We start from the raw sequence: 20,141 nt of genomic DNA on the forward strand, positions 1-20,141 counted from the left end.
AGGCGTATTAAAGGTTATTAAAGTAGCCCAAAAACATAAAATAGAACTACCAGATAGATTAACATTCTGTAACTCTATGAATAAAAAAGCAAGTTGCTCAGAAGATGAAGCTAAAAATATAAAAGATAGAGTTGAAGAGTCTTTACAAAACCTACTATATATAAAGCCTGTAGAAATTAAGATGGTCTTGATGGCAAAATTAAATCAAATCGTTGAGGAAAAATCGCCACTATTTAGGAACAACAGATAAATGAACTATTACAATTAAAAATACCTAAATTTAATGAAGCAGACCTAAATTTAGAACATTACTTTAAAAGTTTATCTCGTGATATACAGCAAGATATACCTATCGATCCTAGGGCATATCGTCACGAGATTATAGTTGAATAATTTGTGAAGTTGGTTATACTAATTATAGTAATAGGGATAATAGTTATGGGGCTAGCACATAGAAGACATGATATAAATGATGAACTTTGGAATAAGATACAAAGGCATTTGCCTGGCAGGGAAGGTTGTTGGGGAGGGGTTGCAAAAGATAATAGAACCTTTGTAAATGCAGTAATGTGGATATTTAGGACAGGAGCTCCTTGGAGAGATTTGCCACCTGATTATAGGAATTGGAAGAATGTACACAGAAGATTCTGTAGATGGTGCGATAATGGAGTATGGGAGCATGTACTAAATATTTTTATAAATGCTCCTGATTTCGAATGGTTAATGATAGATTCAACATTTGTAAAAGTTCATAAAGCAGGACTTGGGGCAAAAGGCGGGAATCAAACGATTAGCCGTACAAAAGGGGGCTCAATACAAAGATACATATGGCCGTGGATGCACACATGGTATGCCGGTCAGAATTATTGTTACAGAAGGTTCCAGAAACGATTGTACTCAAGCTTGTGAATTAACCCAAAATATAGAGGCAGAGTACCTTATAGCAGATAAAGCTTATGACACAAATAGCATCGTAGAATTTGCTGAACAAGCAAATATAATTCCTGTAATACCATCAAAAAGAAACAGAAAGATTCAAAGAGAGATAGATAAGGATTTATATAAGTTAAGGCACATTATTGAAAATACATTTTAAAAATTTAAAGAATGGCGTGGTATAGCAACAAGATATGCTAAAAATACAAAATCATACATGGCAGGCCTTTGTCTAAGGGGATTACTAATGTGGGCTAAAATCTCGTGACGATATACCCTAGAATGCAGTATGCAAACTAAATTTTGCTTGCTTACGATACTTTGTAAATCTTTATAGTATAAGGTTTAGCAAAGACTTTGTTGAAATTATATTTGCGATTCAAAAAATAAGAAAAAGCAAGAAAATTTACTTTTTCTTGAATCTCATAATTTGAGCTAGATATTTTTCGCGGTCAATTAAAGCGAGCCACATTGAATTTTGAAAGTCAGTTAATATGATTCTAATAACTTAATTCTTTTTGAAGCTTTTTATCAAAGGTTTTTATTTTGTGACTTTTGTTTTTTTCACCTTCTACTAAAATCATATAATCTCCAAAATCAGCTTTGCCAGTTACGTACTTTTCTAGAGCTTCTAGTACTACTTCCCTTTGACCTATAACGATACCTGTTGAATCAGTTAGTGTTATTATTGCTTGATATATCTCATCCCTAGAGAATCCTTTTACTTTCAAAACCCATGCAAATTCTAAAATAGCGTAAGAAGAAATAAACAATGAGTTTTCCTGAGTAAATTTTAAAAGAAACTCTTGAGCTTCTTTTGCCTGCTCCTGATCATCCTGTAAGTAAGCTCTAACTAGTACATTGGTGTCAACTCCTATCATTTTCAGCTATCGCTTTACTAATTGCATCATCTATGTCTTCAATAGACATCGATTCCTCTTGAGATTTACTTTTACCCATACCAAAAAAGCTGGTAATACTTTTCTTTACAGAAAAAATTTCTAAGCTATCATTGTTTTTTATATTAATTAGTAGTTCTGAGCCAGAATGTAACCCTAACTTTGTTCTTAATGTCTTAGGAATTACTAATTGACCTTTTGAAGATAAAATTGCCCTCGCACTCATAAATATAAACACTTAAATAAATAAAATGTATCTAAAGTAAGTTAACATAACTTACTTTAGTTTGTCAATATATAAAAAATCTTAAAAATTTATTTCTATAATTTTTTGAATCATCCTGAAAGAAAAGTAATTTTTTCTTTCAATTTTTTTTCGTAAAATCTTTCTACTTTTATAGTTCTATATTAACCCATCCATTTTTATAATTTCTGAATTTGAAAATTAAGTTATAACTAACATTCGTAGAAATTTAGTTATACGCAGTATGCAAACTAAAGTTTGCTTGCTTACGATACTTTGTAAATCTTTATAATATAAGGTTTAGCAAAGACTTTGTTGAAATTATATTTGCGATTCAAGAAATAAGAAAAAGCAAGAAATTTTACTTTTTCTTGAATCTCATATTATCAAAAGAAAGCTGACTTTCAAAAATATCGGAAAGTTTTGATAATCCTAGTTCTCTTTTCTTTTTTTCTGATTGCAGTTTTGGTTTTTTATAAATATTCCTTGTGGTCATTGAGTATAAACCTCATCCCTTATTGCTACTCTTAAAACAAGCACTATTGATAGCTCTTCTTCTATGCTACAAATCACTCTATACTTTCCTATTCTATATCTCCATAATCCAACATAATCATATTGCATTGACTTGCCTAAATCTTTAGGATGGCTACATCTTAGTACCTTATTTTTAAAATAATTACTGATTAACCCTTGCGATATTTTATCTAGCTTTCTAAATTCTTTAACAGCCTTGAGATCAAATTCAACTTTCCAAGTCATTATTATCTTCCAACTGCTCTAAAGATATTCTAGGATTTTTTTGCTCTAATCTGTTTAAAGCTATAAAATAATCTTCCCTTTCTTCCAAAAAGCCTTCGACTGCTTTTCTGATAAGATAACTTTTCTTTCTATCTATAATTTTGCCAAGTTGGTCTAGTCTATTATAAAGATCATCTGGTATCTTTGATGTGATTGTATGCATAGGTATACTTTTGATACATTATATACTATTGAATATAGTATATACTTCTTGTAAAGTCAAATTAATCGTTCCAAATTGAAATTTGCATTTATGATTACTATTAAAAAAAATGCTTATGAAAAACACCTTACCTAGCCGCTCAGTATTAATTAAAGAAAAGCTAGATGATATTGTTAAAGAAATTCTAGTATGAATTCACAGCACCTAAAGCTACAAGTACTTTTTTAACTTAATAAAAACAGACTCTCTATCTTCATTTGCCAAATAACCTAATTTTCCTATTATAAGATCACAATCCAAAGAGAAAATTTTAAGCCTAATTTTAGATGGTGAAGGAAGACCAGCAATCTTAAGATTTGCAATTGTTATATCATCTTGCCAACTTGTCTGTTTAGCACTTGTGATCATAGCTAGTATACAGTGATTATAATTTATTTGATATTCGCTTGTTGATATTACTAAAGCTGGTCTCTTCTTGACCGCTGCTTTATCAGTAAAAGGAAAAGAAACTTTTATTACGTCAAATTTATTATAAATCATTATATGCTTCGTCATCTTCTGGTGACAACCATTCAGGAAGAGATTTAGATAAAGAATCTAGATACTCGTAATCAGTATAAGGCAACTTCTGTACCATTACCTTATCTCCTTCGATTTTAAACTTTACTCTATCTCCTTTCTTTAAATGTAGGAAATTTCGTACCTCATAAGGAATAGTTGCTTGATATTTCTCTGTAACTTTTGATGCTAACATATATCTACAAAAATAAGTATACTGTATACGTAATACTAACACTTCTAGAGAATTTGTACAATGATAATTTTTAACTGTAGTTATAGCAAACATTTGGAGAATTTTGTTATATGCAGTATGCAAATTAAAGTTTGCTTGCTTACGATACTTTGTAAATCTTTATAGTATAAGGTTTAGCAAAGATATTGTTGAAATTATATTTACTGTAAAACTAGATAGTGAACTAGTTAATTCTTTTATGTGCAAAATTCAATATACAACTATCTCTTTATTACTCGTCACCCTATTCAATGTATTTAACTATATTTGGTACTTTTGTAAGTTCTCTAATTAAATGGCGTGAATATGGGATTCTATGTCTTATTTCCTGTAGTTTCACTAGAGTAGAGCTGTAACCATGATAGCATTCTAGCCATCTCTTTAATTTTTCTTTAACTCAAATACCGGTCTATGTTTTCTTTAGTACTCTATTTTTTAGACCAAAATAATATGAGTTTCTTTAACTAAAAATTATACTTTAATCAAAAAAAATGTTATATTTAAGAGGTAGTACTTTATTAATTTGATAGGAACAGCAATTGATAACGAAGAACATTTTATGAAGTATAAAAATTATAGCATATCTAATCATATAAAACTTGCACTACAAAAAGCAAATTTTATAGTTTATTATTTTAATAATTTGCCTGATAGGTATCAAATTACAGAAGACAGTTTTAGAGAAGAAAACATGTGCCTAGATTATCCAAGGAGTTCTTATAAAATTAAGCTACATGATAAATTAACAAAAAGTACTATTGAAGTAAAACAGTTTAATTATGACTGGGCTCCTCCTGCTTATGATTGTCCATCTCTTTGGGCTAATAATATAATATTTGACCATACATTAATTCCAAAACCTTTACATTTTGTAGTTAATAGTAAAGTAGGTTGGATAGGAAAGAACTATAGAAATGAACAAGCATTATCAGTTATACAAAATAGAACTACAACTGAGATTTGTATTAAAGACAGTGCTGGTAAAGAAGTAGATGTTGATTTACAGGAACTAACAAGATATTTAAAGCCCGCTGATTTAAAAGCACAAAGTCAGTTACTTGATAAAACTTATGCAGAATTAAGCTATGCCGGTTCAGGTAGTGTAAATATAGTTGATGTACCATTTAGTTTTTGGAGAACCTCTTCAAGTAAAGAGCTAAAGTATCAGAAAGCTTTTTCATATCCTAATTTGCCTGATTTTATGGCTAAATTAAAAATTAGCATACCTGACAGTTATAAATATAACCTTGATACAGTTTTTTACTATTTTAAAACTTCAGAAATGGAGAAAACAGGTAGGGTAGAATTTATATATTCATACCAAAATGATAGAGATGTAAATATTAGGGTTGTGGTATGGTCTAGTTCTGAAAATCATAGTATAAAATATCCCCCAGAACCAGACATTACTCAAAAGTTTGAATATTCTGTTTTAAAGATAGGTGATAAAGAAGTTTATGTTGCATATAGAAACAAAGAGGTGGGACCCTTTGAAGCAGTGTGGAGTAGAGAAGACTACAATTACCTGTTAATTACTAAACCTGAGGTGTTCACGGACGATAAATGGTTTAAAAATTTACTAGGGGATGTGATTCAAGATAATAATTTTGATACATGACTAGAAACAACCTAGGTGTCTTTTTGGAAACAGACATTACTCCTTATGAACAAAACAAGAAAGAGTTAACAGATATTAACTATAAGCATTGGTATACCCAAAAAAGGTGAACGTTTAAAGAAATTTTGTTTTGACTAACATTAAGTGAGAATATAATTTTCTTAGCTAATCTGCTAAACGCAGTATGTAAACTAAAGTTTGCTTGCACTAATGAACTACTAAACGGCTAAAGACCATAATATAGGTAGGATTATTTTTGTTTCTTGGTTTGTGACGTAGTATTACTAGAGTTAGCAAATATTCTAAATTCATCAAGTAGCATTTTAAGATGCATATTTATATCTTCTAACTGAAAGGTAACATGCAATAAGTGATGTTCTTTCTTAGCTGCATTGTTAACTAGCTCTGTGGTTTTTTGATACAAACTAAAGTAAGTTATGTTAACTTACTTTAGATACATTTTATTTATTTAAGTGTTTATATTTATGAGTGCGAGGGCAATTTTATCTTCAAAAGGTCAATTAGTAATTCCTAAGACATTAAGAACAAAGTTAGGGTTACATTCTGGCTCAGAACTACTAATTAATATAAAAAACAATGATAGCTTAGAAATTTTTTCTGTAAAGAAAAGTATTACCAGCTTTTTTGGTATGGGTAAAAGTAAATCTCAAGAGGAATCGATGTCTATTGAAGATATAGATGATGCAATTAGTAAAGCGATAGCTGAAAATGATAGGAGTTGACACCAATGTACTAGTTAGAGCTTACTTACAGGATGATCAGGAGCAGGCAAAAGAAGCTCAAGAGTTTCTTTTAAAATTTACTCAGGAAAACTCATTGTTTATTTCTTCTTACGCTATTTTAGAATTTGCATGGGTTTTGAAAGTAAAAGGATTCTCTAGGGATGAGATATATCAAGCAATAATAACACTAACTGATTCAACAGGTATCGTTATAGGTCAAAGGGAAGTAGTACTAGAAGCTCTAGAAAAGTACGTAACTGGCAAAGCTGATTTTGGAGATTATATGATTTTAGTAGAAGGTGAAAAAAACAAAAGTCACAAAATAAAAACCTTTGATAAAAAGCTTCAAAAAGAATTAAGTTATTAGAATCATATTAACTGACTTTCAAAATTCAATGTGGCTCGCTTTAATTGACCGCGAAAAATATCTAGCTCAAATTATGAGATTCAAGAAAAAGTAAATTTTCTTGCTTTTTCTTATTTTTTGAATCGCAAATATAATTTCAACAAAGTCTTTGCTAAACCTTATACTATAAAGATTTACAAAGTATCGTAAGCAAGCAAAATTTAGTTTGCATACTGCATCTAGCAAATTAGCTAAGAAAATTATATTCTCACTTAATGTTAGTCAAAACAAAATTTCTTTAAACGTTCATCCTTTTTGGGTATAGCAATGCTTATAGTTAGTATCTGTTAATTCTTTCTTGTTTTGTTCATAAGGAATAATGTCTGTTTCCAAAAAGACTCGTGTATTTTTATTAATTATAGCTACTGGTTTTGAAAAATTTTTATCCTGTTTTATTTTTTGATACACCCCTTGCTTAGTATAGTTCCATCTTTTAGCTAAGTCTATTATTCCCAATAACTTCATAAGTTTTTGTATTCGATTTGTGCATAATTATTATTTAAACTCACCCATTGACGAAAGTCAATGTATAAGTGCACTATTGGCAAAAACTGAATGAATTGACTATACCTAATTATTTCACCACTTATATAAACTTTATCATCTTTTATATTACAAAGGGAGGATAATGAGGGGGGCTACGTTCCCTCATGTCACCCTATTTTATCTCCCGAACAATGAGGTTAGATATTTGTTATGTTACATAGCTAACTTATTAGATTTTAAAAAAGACATGGCAATTGCCCAAGTGCGTTATCATAACGACAGGCTGTAAATTTGAAGGAAGTAGATTGTGACTGGGTTTTTTTAATCATAAACTATCAAATATAAATGTAAAGCAAGTAAATGTAAAATATAAGTATATTATTTGACAGTTATACTAAAATGATATATTATAACTCTCCGTGCTAACAATAAGGTATAAAATATGAAAATTGGTTACGCTAGAGTCTCTACTAAATATCAACGCGAATCTTTAGACCAACAAATAGCTTTATTAAAAACTGTGGGATGTAAAGAAGTCTATTTTGAGATTATTAGTGGTACGAATTCTAAAAGACCTGAGCTAACAAAACTATTAGATAGAATTCAAGCTGGTAATACTTTAGTTATTGCTTCCATTGACAGATTAGGTAGAAGTTTAAAAGATTTGATAGATATAATTAGCCACTTAAAAGAGCATTCTATAAATTTTCAAAGTTTAAAGGAACAAATGGATACTGGAACAGACGCAGGAATGTTGATGTTCAATATGATGGGTTCTATAGCTGATTTTGAAAGAAGATTAATAAATAGAAGAATTTATGAAGGGGTGAAAAGAGCAAAAGAACTAGGAAAGTATAAAGGTCGAGTTCATTCAGCAGATGAATCCGTAAGAAAGGAATATATAAAAATGATGAAAACTGGCGATTATCCAGTATCATATATAGCAAAAATGGCAAAAGTTTCTAGACAAACTCTTTATAACTGGCAAGCAGAGTTAGCATAACTATATAGCGTTTACTAATCGATTTAAGTTACATTATTTGTAAGCACTGTCATGGTCTGTATGCAATAGACTTCTTTCGAAACTCTACTTCTGCTGGTGATTTGTACGTCGATGCGGTACTCGAATCCTCACGTACATTAGAGTACGCTGCGGTTCGAGGTGAAGCGTCTCCTTCAAATCCCTCAACACAAGCGAGTTTCGAAAGAGGTCTAATGTTAATAAGCGTAGGTGGACTATCAGACGACTTAAAGTTTAGTAGTTCATAAATCAACTAATAATCGTAACTTATATAAAATACTATTTAATTCAGCATAGGTAGTTTGTGCTAATCTAGGGTAAATAACACGATTTACAGTAATTGAGCGACAATGCTCTACTAAAGCATAACTTTAACTTGTAAATTATCCCTAACCTCTAACTCAAAATGAAGTTTACTAAATTCAGTTTGTGACTTATTACTAAGAGGACAGACGAAAATGATGGGTGGACTAGCATTCAATATTATTTGTGAGTTTAATATTATGACGGGGCGTATTTTTCCAACCTCAGATTTCTTTGCTGGGTCAAGTCTAGCTAAGTAGATACCACCTTGAGTTAAAATTTTCTGTTGTTCCACCATTCTTCTTTTTCTTGCGGTAGATTTGAGTTTAAACCCTCTATTAATTCCCCTGACTCCTTAAGATATTCTTTCGATTTTTTCATAGCGGTAAAACTCTTAATAATATAATTTTGTTCAAGATGAACCTGAAAATTATTTAATTCATGTATAACTGCTTTGCGTATAAATTCAGTTCGAGATATACCTAACTTTTTTGCTACTTCATTACTGGCTGTAGCTATGTTATTTGGTAAAGTTATGGACAAACTTATCATATTAAAAACCATATGAGATAATATATAAGATATTATACTAATAAATAATTTAAAAACAAAAACCTACATTGAAACGTATTGAATACTTTAAGAAAGAAAAAGAATGGCAATATAAAAGAATGGCAATATAAGGGAGATTGTTTTAATGACGATTTAACCAAATTAAAGCAGATGCTTTTAAGGCTCTTACAGAAGAATTTTATTTTTTATATAAGTACCTAAAAAACAAATATCAGTACTGTAATAGCTTTATGGTAGCCTATATAATAACATTCCTCCAGCTTTACCAGCACGCTTTAGTAAGTTATCAGAGGTCGCTAGTGGTAAGTTATAATGTAATGCTAATTCTAAATAACTAGCGTCATACAATGTTAATCCGTGATACTCTGCTAATTCCATTGTTTCAAACCAAGCATGTTCTAATCTTGTTTGATCAATTTTTATTGGAAGATCTTTTAAAATATACATTACTTGTTTACGTTGAGTTACAGTAATACGCTTAGCACGCTCTGCACATAGTAAAACATTACCTGTTTCAAGTAACCAAATAGTTGGAACAATTGCACCTTCTTTCACAGTTTTTTTTAATAAATCCAAATATGCTATCTCGTCAGGCATAAACCACGAAAGAACTATTGAAGAATCTAAAACAAAAGATGTCATAGTTACTTCTTTCCTACATCTCTATATTTTTTCCATTCTTCTAAATCAGATGGTTGTAAATTAATTTCTTTAGCAAGTTTTCTAAGTCTTACAGCTGCCATTTCTGCAATTTCAATATCTTGTACAGTATTAACTGGAACAATTTTTGCAGCAGCCTTTCCTCTCCTTGTAACCAATATTTCTTCACCCTTGCTAGCTCGGTCTAATATTTTAGAAAAATGAGTTTTAGCATCAAAAGCTGTAATTGAATTTTGCATAAAAAGAGTTATCTAGTTTATTGTCTAGTTCTATTATAATTAGTACTTTAAAAAGTACTTTAAAAAAATGCTATAAAATTTTTTATCAATGTATTATCGAAACAATCAGATTTGAGACGGCTCTACATCTGATTGTTAAATTAATATTTTGCCAACTATTAGAGCTTCTTGGATTTTTCCCATTTTCTCGGGATTAATAGCCACTGGTCTTCCACCATATAGACCGCGACGTTTAGTTAATATAAAAAATTACTAGAAACCATTAATAAGCACAAAATAATTTACTAACTATGAAAATTAGAAGTATAATTGCTAATTTTCATAGTTAGTAAATTAAAATGCTTAGACAAAAATTCCTTTCACTAGTTGAGCAACATTTTCAAATTCATAAAGTTTGTGCATTACTTGGACCAAGGCAGTGCGGTAAAACAACATTCTCTCGACAATTTGCTAGTTTAAAAAATATCCCCCAAATTAATATTTTTGATCTTGAAAACCCTTTAGATTTAGCAAGACTTAGAGAACCAATGCTTGCTCTTTCCGACTTACAAGGTTTCGTTATTATTGATGAAATCCAATATAAACCTAATTTATTTTCTATTATTAGAGTGTTAGCAGACAGAGAAAATATTAAGTTCTTAGTATTAGGAAGTGCCTCAAGAGACTTAATTAAACAAAGTTCAGAAACATTGGCTGGACGAATTGGTTACATAGAAATGACCCCATTTGAGATATCAGAAATTTCAGACACTAACCAATTATGGTTACGTGGAGGATTCCCTTTATCATATCTTGCTAAAAGTGATGAATTAAGTTTTTTATGGCGACAAAATTATATCAAAACCTTTTTAGAGAGAGATATACCAAATTTGGGATTCTCGATACCTGCAATGCAGTTACGTAAGTTTTGGATTATGATTTGTCATTATCACGGAGGGATATTTAATGCTTCAGAGTTAGGTAAATCTTTAGGTATTTCTTATCACACGGCAAAGCATTATCTCAATATTTTAGAAGGAACATTTATGATTCGAGTCCTGCAACCATGGTATGAAAATTTAAAAAAGAGACAAGTTAAAACACCAAAAATCTATTTTAGAGATAGTGGCATTTATCATACTCTCTTAGGACTAAATAATAGTGAAGCTATTATCTATAGTCCTAAAATAGGTGTATCTTGGGAAGGTTTTGCCTTAGAACAAACCATTAGATATTACAATGCAGAAACAGAAGAGTGTTATTTTTGGTCTTCTCATAACATGGCGGAAATAGACCTTTTAATTTTCAAAAATGGTAAACGTATAGGATTTGAATTTAAGTACACTGATACTCCTAAAATTACACCATCAATCAAAATCAGTTTAGAAGATTTAAAACTTGATCAAATAAAAATCATTTTTCCCGGAGACATCAATTTTAAATTATCTGAAAAAGTAGAGGCTATTAGTCTAACATCCTTAATCAAAAACTCTTAAATTTAGCTTTAGCTATCCAAGTTAAAGCTGTTAATCAGCAAGTTTCAATGACAGAGATCATATCATAATAGATGCTTTAGAAAAATATGTTAAGTAATATATATGTTTTAACATATATATTCAAAAAATTGTATAAAAATCATAATATATGATATTATGATTTTATAATCATTAAATGAGGGTAAAAATGCTAAGAAGAAACTTTTAATATTAAGAAAAGGGGGAATATAGTAGCAAGAATTATGCAAGTTAAAGCAAGTAATACAATAGCGATAAAAGACTTAAATGAATTTTTTCGTAATGGTTATCATCTTGATCAAGATGATATAGATGAATTTGAGAAGGATATTAATGCAGTTAAATCATTGAAGTTACAGGATTGGGGAAATAAATGGGATTAGTAATTGATAGTTCGGTAATTATAGCAGTAGAAAAAGGAAAAATAGATTTTGTTAAGAACTGTTGACAAATAAGATTCCTTCTATAAACATATTCAAGCATTAATTTTTTATAGGTATAAAAAATATGGGTATTGATTTAATAGTATTTAATACTAAAAAAGTGGAAGACAAAGAATGTAATTCTTATTTTGAACAAAATATCTCTAATGAATTAGAACGGAAACAGAATTATTTTAATCAACCTTGCATAGAATTCCCTATTACTGATGATAATAAGATACTCATTGATAGAATAGTAAAGGACATGCATGAGTCTATCAAAGATTGCGGCATAGGTCTTGCACATAGTCAATATCCTCAACAAGGAAATGCAACAAATCCTTATGCTGTCTTTATTATAGAAGCTCAAGATGTGCCATTTGAAGCTTTTATCAATCCTGTAATTGCTGGACATACTACAGAAAAAATAGGCTTTTATCATGGTTGTTTAAGTGAAATAGGGCATGATCGAGCAAAGATGGCTACCTACAAGGAAATTTTAGTTATCTTTCGTAACCAAAATTTTCAAGTTCAAGTTAAAAAATATACTGATTTGGCATCAGTAATTTGCCAACATGAATTTAATCACCTAACTACCAAAGGTACTTACGTAGATGCTGTTAAGTATCATGTACATCAACACCCTGAATCAAATGAACCATCATTTTATTCTACTGCTGAGCAGGTAAGATTAGATGAGCGTCGTTACTCATTTGATTTAGTAGGAGATGAGATTCCTTGTTTAATTCCTGATTATGTTTTATTAAAATGTCCTAACTATATAAAGAGTCACGAAGCTTATGAACAAGCTCTACAGCTTTATTTACAAGAACATTATGAAGATCAACTATTATATGACAACCTCTTAATGAGTCATCAAGGGAAAGAAACCTTGCCCTTATATGGAGAAGTTTCTCATCCTGAAAGCATTTAGCCAGTTTGTAAAGTAACCGTCTAGTAAAGGTGATCCTCTAATTTAAAATGTTGTGGAATTGTAAAAGACTGCTTGGCATCTTTATCCTTAAAATTAGGGAAAGCATGAATCTTCCTGAAAAACATTCTATAAGCACTATAAGTGAACTATCAAACAGCTAAAGACCATAATGTAAGTAACCTCAGCATCCGTAATGGAAGTCAATAAGAAAATAATAACTTAACATACTGTACTCCATCTGTCCAACTCTAACCCCACTTCCGATATTATCGTTTGTACACTTAACTCACTTAACCCTAGGATTGCAGTAAAATCTACTCCTGCGGCATTATATAATGATTGTTGTAAATCAAACTTTTGGGAGTTCCTGCTCTTGTGTTGCTTTTTACTATTTGTTAAATCACCATCACCACGTTTATCAAACTTTTTTTAGCATGTTTCTATTGCTTCGTCACACTCTCTGATTTGTTTTAGGTAAAATTCATAAATATCTAATTCTTGCTTTAATACTATAAGATGCTCTTTGCGGTAATCTCCTTCTAGTGCTTTGACGATAGTCTCTAAATGCAGCTAATTTATTTGCATCTCTCTTGCCCTCTATAAATTGCTTTTATTATGTTTATAATGGACTGAAGAAAATGGACAAAAAAATAGAGTTAAAAGTTTCCTAATTAAGATAAAATAATAAGAAAAAGTAAGAGTTTTTAGTGCTGAAGAAAAAACTAGGATAGTATTAGAAGTGCTGAAAGAAGAGAGTCCATTATCAGTGATAGCATCAAAATATGAGATAAACTCTAAGACAATTAGTAATTGGAAAAAACAATTTATATCAAATGCAGCATTGGCTTTTGAACCAGCAAAACTGGTAAGTAAATATCAGGAACAAATTAATATGCTGAAAGAACAAAATGATGAATTAGCGAAAACTCTTGGAAAAACAATAGTAGAGAGAGATTGGGCTGTGGGAAAGCTACAAAGCTTGGACTTATCAAATAGAAAAGAACTTGTCGATTCCAAGCTAGCAATGTTACCAAAGACAAGGCAATATGAATTATTAAAGATTAATCGTTCTTCAATGTACTATAAAGCAAAACCATTTAGTGGGTATAACTTAAATATTTTAAATAAAATAGATGAAATATATACTGATAATCCTGAATTTGGTTATCGTTATATCCATAGACAATTATTAGAAGATGGCTTGGTTATTGGTAAGGATCGGGTTCTAAAATATATGAACATGATTGGCATAGAGGCTATTTATCCAAAGAGGAAAAAGTTAACATCTGGAAAAGATAAACAGCATAAAATTTATAGTTATTTGCTTGATAAATATTGGTCTAATCTAGGTATAAGTAAAACTGTAGATGTACCTAACGCTAACGAGGTTTGGAGCGGAGATATCACTTATGTTAGAACTAATTCGGGATTTATGTACATGGCGGCAATTATAGATTGGCATAGTAGAGCTATGTTGAGTTATAAATTGTCAAATAGTATGGATGTAAGTTTGGTAACTGAAGTATTGCATGATGCACTTAACAAATATCCTGCACCGCAGATATTTAATAGTGATCAGGGCAGTCAATATACTAGTCATGAACACATTGAAATTTTACAAGAGCATAACATTAAAGTTTCGATGAATGGTAAAGGAAGAAGTATTGATAATATAATTATGGAGAGATTTTTCCGAACTTTAAAATATAATTGTATATTTATTAATGATTTTAAAGATGTTAAAGAGCTAAAGAGTGGTATTGATGATTACATCAATCACTATAATTATAGAAGATTTCATTCAAGTATTGGTTACAAAAAGCCTATGAATGCCTATCTAAATTCTATACAAAATTATGAACAAATTGCAGCTTGAAAAATGCAAAAATGGGAAACAAATTATTATTTTTTTGTCCTTGATTTTTCAGTCCAGTATCGTTCATGCCTGTTACGCCTGTTATATTGCTAATCACATGATGTAATTGGATGTTCATCTCATTAAGTGCTTTTTGCATACGGTTCACATGGGTTGCAGCATTCTTTGTTAATCTGTCTCTTTGTCTAGTAAGAGTTCATAATTCACATATCTGCTCTTCTGGACGAAATGAACCACTTAATAATCCATAGCTATGAAGTTGTTGTAACCACTGGCAATCCTGAACATCTGTTTTACGTCCAGGTACATTCTTTACATGCCTAGCATTTACTAAGTGATAATATTGAGGATTTTTGCCTTAAGTTTGGAAATAATATAAGTAATAGGGCTTTGAGCAAACGTTATATACTTCTTTTTTTCTCTTTAATTCTTTTTTTGTCATGTGATTGAGAAGGTGTGATTGGGATTACTCTATAACCACAACAATTCATTTTTAGCATAAAATATAGCCATGTTGTTTGTACTAAATATGCTGATATGAAACGATATAGCCAATCACTAACTATAAAATGCTGTATAATTGTATTAAACGTACCACAACCGAGAGTAAGAATAGTAATAAACCGGATATCGTCAGTAATTCTACCACTTCTAGAAATTTTAAAACTCTTAGGAGAATAATGTTTTAAAAGGTTAATATGACTATAGCTAAAACAACCAATGATTAATATTATAACAAAAGATGCACCTATAAAAAAATTGAAATTAAAGAGTTGTTGTAAATCTCCGGTCTTGATATAATCAGATATTGCTTTTTCCGCCCAGCTGCTATTGGTTAATCTTTGGTTTATATATTCAAAAAATTTAAATCCTGATATGACTGGTATTACACTGCAAGATATTAACGTATAGTCATATCTCATAACAAATATCCATAGTGATATTTGCTTTTTAATCATGTTAATAAATGCTAATCTATTCATAAATTACCTTTTTATTATTTAATTTATATCATAGTTAACTCGTTTTTAGATAACTCCTTCGTCATTGCGACTTATCTTCCAGACAAAAATGACCTGAGATTATGCGGCTTTGTTTTTTTTCTGTCAAGTATTATTTTTTTCTTGCATTTTTGGGTAGTTCCATACATAACACCATTTTGACATAGGCAAATGCTAATCGGGTATTACTTCAAAGCCACTAGTCTCTAAAATTTGAAATACTGGAAGCCAGTATACCCCAGTTGATTCCATAGCTATTGTCTTTACCCCACATTTTTTTAACCAATCCGCCATTTCTCTCAAATCACTGGTAAAAGCGGCGAATTTTCGCACGTTCTTTTCTTCCCTATCAACTGGTACGCAAACGTAATGTACTCTAGAACCAACATCGATACCTGCTGCGTCAGGATTAATTACAGCCAATTTTTGCTCTTTATTATTTGTCATAAAATTACTACTCCATTAAATTAGACCGAGCTAATTTAAAGTTGGAGTGTTTAGTGAAATTAATCTCTTAAACGAGGTCACTTATGTATTATAGAACACATAATGCTATCAATGATTTTACCAACAGCTCTAAAACCATGCTTCCCAACGGACTTGCATTGCACCATTGACAGTACCGGTTATATCTCTTTAACCAACTCGGCTGACTTAAACTTTAACACAGGATAACCGCAAACACCACCCCTTGTGGTTGATAGTTCACCGATAACAGTTTGTTTATGTTATTACATAATGCGAAGCATTTTGTTTGGTGCTTTCCACATGAAGCCCTTCGCTCCACTCCCATTACAGGAGCTTCATCACTACTCCAACTTCATCCGCCCCAATAGCATGGAAAATTTGCTATTGGTTCCCAAGTTCCATACCTAACCCTAACCTATGTTCGTGCCACCTATGTACCGTTTGCCAGTAACTCGGCTATTGTATGACAGCTAGTTACCTAATCTTATAAGCTCTTCGAAACCCATAATTTTGACAAAAAGAAGACTCTATATATACTTAAATAACCTGAATTCGATGTAACAAGTTACATCGAATTCAGTGTTATATATAGAAATAATCAGGTTTGAAGCGGCTGCCCACCTGATTGTTAAAATATAATACTCCATTCAATATGTGATTTTAATAATTAAAATCACATATTGAATGATGAAAAAAGTTAAAATGCACCAGCAGAACCGCTTCAAGAGTATATTTTTCCTTATAATAAAGCAAGTATCGATATAAGAATTAATAATTCTTATATCGAGCTGAGGTTAAATACAGTGATTCACTTTCGTTCATCTCCATAGGTCATACCTGACTGTTTCCAGCCTTTTCCTTAACACTCACCACCATATTCCTTAGAATACAGCAGCTTAAGGTAGTTTGATATCTGCTCATACCAGCTGATTCCGGTGGACCTACCGCCATGTTAAGTACAGCACCACTCCTCACTTCTACAGTGACTCGTACTCTTGGCACACCGAAGATAAGTCACGAGTTTGCTAAAGATATCTAATATAAGCAATCAAGTTAAATTAGTTACTGATGAGTTCTTGACAGGGGAGTTGACTTTATATATATTACGGCTTACCTATATATACTCGATGAAAATCAAGAATTGCGTTGTCGTCTTCAGGGATCGTAGGTAGCCACGTACTAAATGTACTCTCCGCTCCTTGACCCTTCGACTCCTGCTACTATCATAATTTTGATCTTCGTCTATCAACTCTTCATTTACGAGTAGTATATCATACTAAGCATGATAAAGGGGGTGTAGCTCAGTTGGTTAGAGCGTCTGCCTGTCACGCAGAAGGTCGCGGGTTCGAGTCCCGTCACTCCCGCCAATTCTTATCAGCGATATTAGAAATATTTCCGTTAAAAGCCTGATACTCATGGTATTTCCTCCGGTTAATTAGGTTGAATTTTAATAGTATAGGAAATTGTATTACTTGTCAATTTACAACTAATTCGTAGGTTATTTTGGTAAAAAAACACATATCGTACACACACAAAATTAGTATTTTTTAGTACTTTATTTATTGAAATACTTAGCAAATAATAGTTAATTATTTCTATCATCAACAATGAATTGAATCAACTTAAAATTGAGTCTTGCAATTTTAAAAATAATTGCTTGTCCTAGTTTTAATTACTAAAAATATAATTCAAGTTGTCAAAATACCACTTTTAAACACTTCCTTATTTTAATTCTCATTCTTATAAATTAATTCTTGCAAACTATTTCTATCAGCGGTAATTATTTAATTATGACTAGTGTAGAATTAGTTAATTCAATTAACTAACTTTAAGACAATTAGATTGAGCTAGGTTAGTTTTATCACCTAATAAATATAATTTAAGGTAGGTATCTATGGCAAAAAATTCATTTAACTTTACTAGGGCATATCGTCACGAGATTATAGTTGAATAAGGTTATCAAACAGAATTCTAATAACAAAACTGTAGCTAAAATATATTTTCGTCATAGTGGAGTATATGATGTAACATTATCGGGTATAAATTTTGGTGGTCTAGATGGTTTTGTCGTTAGTGACAAATCAGTTATAGTTCCAAGACATCTTTATCATACAGAAAATATAACAGATCCAACTGCCATTCAGAGTTTGATAGGGGATAGTTCACATCATGACGGATAGTTTAAAGATTCTTTGAATTTATAATTTATTCACTATCTCAAAAATCATTTTAATAACTTTTGAGATAGTGGGCTATAAAGTATCTTTAGAATTACACGATGATGCGATTGATTATATATGGATTCATAATTAATTAAATGAACCCTACTGATACTATTAGGGTGATTATAGATGTATTTAGCACAATAGACCTCTTTCGAAACTCTACTTCTGCTGGTGATTTGTACGTCGATGCGGTACTCGAATCCTCACGTACATTGGAGTATGCTGAGATTCTGCGTTCCGCGTCTCCTTCAAATCCCTCAGCATAAGCAAGTTTCGAAAGAGATCTAATATTGAATATAGGTGATAATTTATGAGTAAGAGTAACCTAGAGAATTTATCTAATCAATTAAGTCAGTCACTAGCACAACAGGCTACTTTAAATAGTCAACTACAAAAGCAAGTAAGTATTTCTGAGACTTTTAAACATTTATTTAATTCATATCGAGAATTAAAGGATATTGCTTTAAACCCCCTGATAGTAGTAACTAAAAATATTTCTGCAGAGGAATTAGCTCATACTGATGTGCTTAAAGAAGTAAGTAAATCTAAACACTCAGAAGGTTTTGATCTAGCACTTGCCAAGATTACAAATTTAGATTATCAAGATACCGATGGCAAAACCGTTTTGATGCATGCGATTATTAATGGCTTTTATTATGGGGTTGAAAAACTTTTGCAAAAAGGAGCAAATGTTAATTTACTAGATAATTAAGGTGCTAATGCTTTAATATATTGTGCTCAGATTCCTCATATAAAATATATAAAACAAATTGCTGAGAAAACCTCTGATATTAATTATAAGGCTATAGGTTTTAGTGGTAACACTGCTCTACACCTTTTAGTTGCTAACACAAGAGAGATAATGTTTGCTAGTGAATTAAATAATGAGTTACAGGATGCAAATCAAGTATATATAGGTGGACAAAAATTGGTAGTAGTTGATGAAGATCTTACCCTAGCTGGACTTGGTGGTATTAGGTTATCTGATGGTTACACTGTAAATCAAGAAAAAACTTTAAGAATAATAAAATTTTTAACCACAAAGGGAGCGGATATTAATAGCCAAAATGATCAAGGTCAAACCCCTTTCTTTTTAGCATGTTCTCATGATTTTAAATACCTAGCACATGAACTCATAGAGCAATATAAGTTAGATTTCAATTTAGTAGATAACAGTGGACGTTCAGTTTTACACTGGTCTGTTATGTATAATTTGCCTGATATGGTAAATTAGTTAGTTGAACACGGAGCTAAAATTAGTATGACGGATACGTTTGGTAATACGGCTTGGCATTATGCAAGTCAATGTAGTGCTATAAACACAATGAAGTTTTTAAAAAACAAGATTCCTAATATTATAGACTTGAAGACTACTAATTCTGTAAACGCAACAGCATTACATATAGCTTCAGAATTAGAGCATTTAGTTACTGTACAATGGCTCATTGGAGAAAATGCAGATATTAATGCTAAAACTACTCAACAAGGATTTACTCCGTTTTTTCTAGCTTGTAAGCAGAAAAATACTGCTATAGCCGAATATATATTTAACCATCCAAAATTTAACAATACTATTATAGATAACTTCGGATATGGATCTTTGCATTGGGTTTTAGAATTTAAAGATGTATCCTGGGTGCAAAAAGTATTAAATAAAGGTGGCATTGATATTAATCATCAGGATGCTAAAGGTTTAACAGCTCTATCCTGGTGTGCGTGTTATAATCTACCTCAAGTAATTAAGTTTCTATTAGATAATGGTGCAAATTCTCTAATTTTAAGTCAAGATGGAGCATTCCCAATACATGAAGCAGTTGCTACAGAAGCATTATAGGCT

Annotated in this window: 26 protein-coding genes, 1 tRNA gene and 5 pseudogenes; 15 read left to right on the plus strand and 17 right to left on the minus strand. The window is 31.0% G+C overall.

Annotated elements, in window-relative coordinates; genetic code table 11:
- Positions 1–76 precede the first annotated feature (76 nt).
- The gene (locus tag AAHM86_RS02800; protein WP_342268222.1) at positions 77–250 is read left to right on the plus strand and encodes a hypothetical protein; all 174 of its coding nucleotides are present in this window, start codon (positions 77–79) and stop codon (positions 248–250) included.
- A gap of 188 nt (positions 251–438) precedes the next feature.
- Positions 439–1,204: pseudogene (locus tag AAHM86_RS02805) on the plus strand (IS5 family transposase).
- Between the two features lie 232 nt (positions 1,205–1,436).
- Here the strand turns inward: AAHM86_RS02805 and AAHM86_RS02810 are convergent.
- The 6 genes from AAHM86_RS02810 to AAHM86_RS02835 form a co-directional block, all read right to left on the minus strand.
- Entirely contained in the window at positions 1,437–1,817 is a 381-nt protein-coding gene (locus AAHM86_RS02810) for a type II toxin-antitoxin system VapC family toxin (protein WP_342268223.1), read from the minus strand.
- Positions 1,804–2,061, minus strand: coding sequence for an AbrB/MazE/SpoVT family DNA-binding domain-containing protein (locus tag AAHM86_RS02815; protein ID WP_410521563.1), 258 nt, complete (start codon positions 2,059–2,061; stop codon positions 1,804–1,806). Before AAHM86_RS02815 ends, AAHM86_RS02810 begins: the two co-directional genes overlap by 14 nt.
- A gap of 510 nt (positions 2,062–2,571) precedes the next feature.
- Positions 2,572–2,841: a type II toxin-antitoxin system RelE/ParE family toxin gene (locus tag AAHM86_RS02820; protein ID WP_342268224.1), complete on the minus strand. Its 270-nt coding sequence runs from the start codon at positions 2,839–2,841 to the stop codon at positions 2,572–2,574.
- Positions 2,825–3,043 (minus strand): ribbon-helix-helix domain-containing protein, encoded by a 219-nt coding sequence (locus tag AAHM86_RS02825; RefSeq protein WP_342268225.1) that lies wholly within the window; start codon positions 3,041–3,043, stop codon positions 2,825–2,827. Before AAHM86_RS02825 ends, AAHM86_RS02820 begins: the two co-directional genes overlap by 17 nt.
- A 210-nt stretch (positions 3,044–3,253) precedes the next feature.
- The gene (locus AAHM86_RS02830) at positions 3,254–3,598 is read right to left on the minus strand and encodes a type II toxin-antitoxin system PemK/MazF family toxin (protein WP_342268226.1); all 345 of its coding nucleotides are present in this window, start codon (positions 3,596–3,598) and stop codon (positions 3,254–3,256) included.
- Entirely contained in the window at positions 3,573–3,797 is a 225-nt protein-coding gene (locus AAHM86_RS02835) for an AbrB/MazE/SpoVT family DNA-binding domain-containing protein (protein WP_342268227.1), read from the minus strand. Before AAHM86_RS02835 ends, AAHM86_RS02830 begins: the two co-directional genes overlap by 26 nt.
- 562 nt (positions 3,798–4,359) lie before the next feature.
- On the opposite strand from AAHM86_RS02835, the gene AAHM86_RS02840 reads away from it, so the two are divergent.
- The gene (locus AAHM86_RS02840) at positions 4,360–5,454 is read left to right on the plus strand and encodes a hypothetical protein (RefSeq protein ID WP_342268228.1); all 1,095 of its coding nucleotides are present in this window, start codon (positions 4,360–4,362) and stop codon (positions 5,452–5,454) included.
- Positions 5,455–5,704: 250 nt separating this feature from the next.
- On the opposite strand, the gene AAHM86_RS02845 is transcribed toward AAHM86_RS02840, so the two are convergent.
- Positions 5,705–5,878 (minus strand): hypothetical protein, encoded by a 174-nt coding sequence (locus AAHM86_RS02845; RefSeq protein WP_342268229.1) that lies wholly within the window; start codon positions 5,876–5,878, stop codon positions 5,705–5,707.
- Positions 5,879–5,939: 61 nt separating this feature from the next.
- On the opposite strand from AAHM86_RS02845, the gene AAHM86_RS02850 reads away from it, so the two are divergent.
- Both AAHM86_RS02850 and AAHM86_RS02855 read left to right on the plus strand, forming a co-directional pair.
- Entirely contained in the window at positions 5,940–6,197 is a 258-nt protein-coding gene (locus AAHM86_RS02850) for an AbrB/MazE/SpoVT family DNA-binding domain-containing protein (RefSeq protein ID WP_410521563.1), read from the plus strand.
- Complete coding sequence (locus AAHM86_RS02855; protein WP_342268223.1) at positions 6,184–6,564, plus strand: type II toxin-antitoxin system VapC family toxin; 381 nt, start codon at positions 6,184–6,186, stop codon at positions 6,562–6,564. Before AAHM86_RS02850 ends, AAHM86_RS02855 begins: the two co-directional genes overlap by 14 nt.
- Before the next feature lie 285 nt (positions 6,565–6,849).
- Here the strand turns inward: AAHM86_RS02855 and AAHM86_RS02860 are convergent, their stop codons facing one another.
- Complete coding sequence (locus tag AAHM86_RS02860) at positions 6,850–7,068, minus strand: hypothetical protein (protein ID WP_342268230.1); 219 nt, start codon at positions 7,066–7,068, stop codon at positions 6,850–6,852.
- Between the two features lie 463 nt (positions 7,069–7,531).
- Between AAHM86_RS02860 and AAHM86_RS02865 the strand changes: the two genes are divergently transcribed.
- Complete coding sequence (locus tag AAHM86_RS02865) at positions 7,532–8,092, plus strand: recombinase family protein (RefSeq protein ID WP_342268231.1); 561 nt, start codon at positions 7,532–7,534, stop codon at positions 8,090–8,092.
- 49 nt (positions 8,093–8,141) lie between these two features.
- Here AAHM86_RS02865 and AAHM86_RS02870 read toward each other — a convergent pair whose 3' ends face one another.
- The 5 genes from AAHM86_RS02870 to AAHM86_RS02890 all read right to left on the minus strand — a co-directional run bounded on the left by AAHM86_RS02870 (position 8,142) and on the right by AAHM86_RS02890 (position 9,885).
- Positions 8,142–8,363 (minus strand): palindromic element RPE1 domain-containing protein, encoded by a 222-nt coding sequence (locus tag AAHM86_RS02870; protein WP_342268232.1) that lies wholly within the window; start codon positions 8,361–8,363, stop codon positions 8,142–8,144.
- 105 nt (positions 8,364–8,468) lie between these two features.
- Positions 8,469–8,711: a type II toxin-antitoxin system PemK/MazF family toxin gene (locus tag AAHM86_RS02875; RefSeq protein ID WP_342268233.1), complete on the minus strand. Its 243-nt coding sequence runs from the start codon at positions 8,709–8,711 to the stop codon at positions 8,469–8,471.
- Entirely contained in the window at positions 8,687–8,965 is a 279-nt protein-coding gene (locus tag AAHM86_RS02880) for a ribbon-helix-helix domain-containing protein (RefSeq protein ID WP_342268234.1), read from the minus strand. The genes AAHM86_RS02875 and AAHM86_RS02880 overlap by 25 nt, the downstream gene beginning before the upstream one ends.
- 249 nt (positions 8,966–9,214) lie before the next feature.
- Entirely contained in the window at positions 9,215–9,628 is a 414-nt protein-coding gene (locus AAHM86_RS02885) for a type II toxin-antitoxin system VapC family toxin (protein WP_342268235.1), read from the minus strand.
- Positions 9,629–9,630: 2 nt separating this feature from the next.
- Positions 9,631–9,885: a type II toxin-antitoxin system Phd/YefM family antitoxin gene (locus AAHM86_RS02890; RefSeq protein WP_342268236.1), complete on the minus strand. Its 255-nt coding sequence runs from the start codon at positions 9,883–9,885 to the stop codon at positions 9,631–9,633.
- Between the two features lie 338 nt (positions 9,886–10,223).
- Between AAHM86_RS02890 and AAHM86_RS02895 the strand changes: the two genes are divergently transcribed.
- The 4 genes and pseudogenes from AAHM86_RS02895 to AAHM86_RS02910 form a co-directional block, all read left to right on the plus strand.
- Positions 10,224–11,360, plus strand: a complete 1,137-nt coding sequence (locus AAHM86_RS02895; protein WP_342268237.1) for an ATP-binding protein — start codon at positions 10,224–10,226, stop codon at positions 11,358–11,360.
- A 242-nt stretch (positions 11,361–11,602) separates the two neighbouring features.
- On the plus strand, positions 11,603–11,761 hold the full coding sequence (locus AAHM86_RS02900) for a hypothetical protein (protein ID WP_342268238.1): 159 nt from the start codon (positions 11,603–11,605) through the stop codon (positions 11,759–11,761).
- A gap of 124 nt (positions 11,762–11,885) precedes the next feature.
- Positions 11,886–12,734, plus strand: a complete 849-nt coding sequence (locus AAHM86_RS02905) for a peptide deformylase (protein WP_342268239.1) — start codon at positions 11,886–11,888, stop codon at positions 12,732–12,734.
- A gap of 691 nt (positions 12,735–13,425) precedes the next feature.
- A pseudogene (locus AAHM86_RS02910) lies at positions 13,426–14,610 on the plus strand (IS3 family transposase); the annotation flags it as partial.
- A gap of 28 nt (positions 14,611–14,638) precedes the next feature.
- Here the strand turns inward: AAHM86_RS02910 and AAHM86_RS02915 are convergent.
- The 4 genes and pseudogenes from AAHM86_RS02915 to AAHM86_RS02930 all read right to left on the minus strand — a co-directional run.
- Positions 14,639–14,944, minus strand: a pseudogene (locus AAHM86_RS02915) (IS110 family transposase); the annotation flags it as partial.
- A 67-nt stretch (positions 14,945–15,011) separates the two neighbouring features.
- Positions 15,012–15,593 carry a hypothetical protein gene (locus AAHM86_RS02920; protein ID WP_342268240.1) on the minus strand — a complete coding sequence of 194 codons (582 nt, stop codon included), beginning with the start codon at positions 15,591–15,593 and terminating at the stop codon, positions 15,012–15,014.
- 204 nt (positions 15,594–15,797) lie between these two features.
- Positions 15,798–16,058 (minus strand): annotated as a pseudogene (locus AAHM86_RS02925) (IS110 family transposase); the annotation flags it as partial.
- An 852-nt stretch (positions 16,059–16,910) separates the two neighbouring features.
- The gene (locus AAHM86_RS02930; RefSeq protein ID WP_342268241.1) at positions 16,911–17,081 is read right to left on the minus strand and encodes a hypothetical protein; all 171 of its coding nucleotides are present in this window, start codon (positions 17,079–17,081) and stop codon (positions 16,911–16,913) included.
- A 288-nt stretch (positions 17,082–17,369) separates the two neighbouring features.
- On the opposite strand from AAHM86_RS02930, the gene AAHM86_RS02935 reads away from it, so the two are divergent.
- The 5 genes and pseudogenes from AAHM86_RS02935 to AAHM86_RS02960 all read left to right on the plus strand — a co-directional run.
- A tRNA-Asp gene (locus tag AAHM86_RS02935) sits at positions 17,370–17,446 on the plus strand.
- Between the two features lie 579 nt (positions 17,447–18,025).
- Complete coding sequence (locus AAHM86_RS02940) at positions 18,026–18,259, plus strand: hypothetical protein (RefSeq protein WP_342268242.1); 234 nt, start codon at positions 18,026–18,028, stop codon at positions 18,257–18,259.
- Positions 18,260–18,614: 355 nt separating this feature from the next.
- Complete coding sequence (locus AAHM86_RS02950; RefSeq protein WP_342268243.1) at positions 18,615–19,016, plus strand: hypothetical protein; 402 nt, start codon at positions 18,615–18,617, stop codon at positions 19,014–19,016.
- A gap of 150 nt (positions 19,017–19,166) precedes the next feature.
- Positions 19,167–19,538: an ankyrin repeat domain-containing protein gene (locus AAHM86_RS02955; RefSeq protein WP_342268244.1), complete on the plus strand. Its 372-nt coding sequence runs from the start codon at positions 19,167–19,169 to the stop codon at positions 19,536–19,538.
- A 15-nt stretch (positions 19,539–19,553) separates the two neighbouring features.
- Positions 19,554–20,138: pseudogene (locus tag AAHM86_RS02960) on the plus strand (ankyrin repeat domain-containing protein); the annotation flags it as partial.
- Positions 20,139–20,141: the final 3 nt, after the last annotated feature.

The sequence above is a fragment of the Candidatus Tisiphia endosymbiont of Empis tessellata genome, from assembly GCF_964031035.1.
In the GTDB taxonomy this organism is placed as follows: Bacteria; Pseudomonadota; Alphaproteobacteria; order Rickettsiales; family Rickettsiaceae; genus Tisiphia.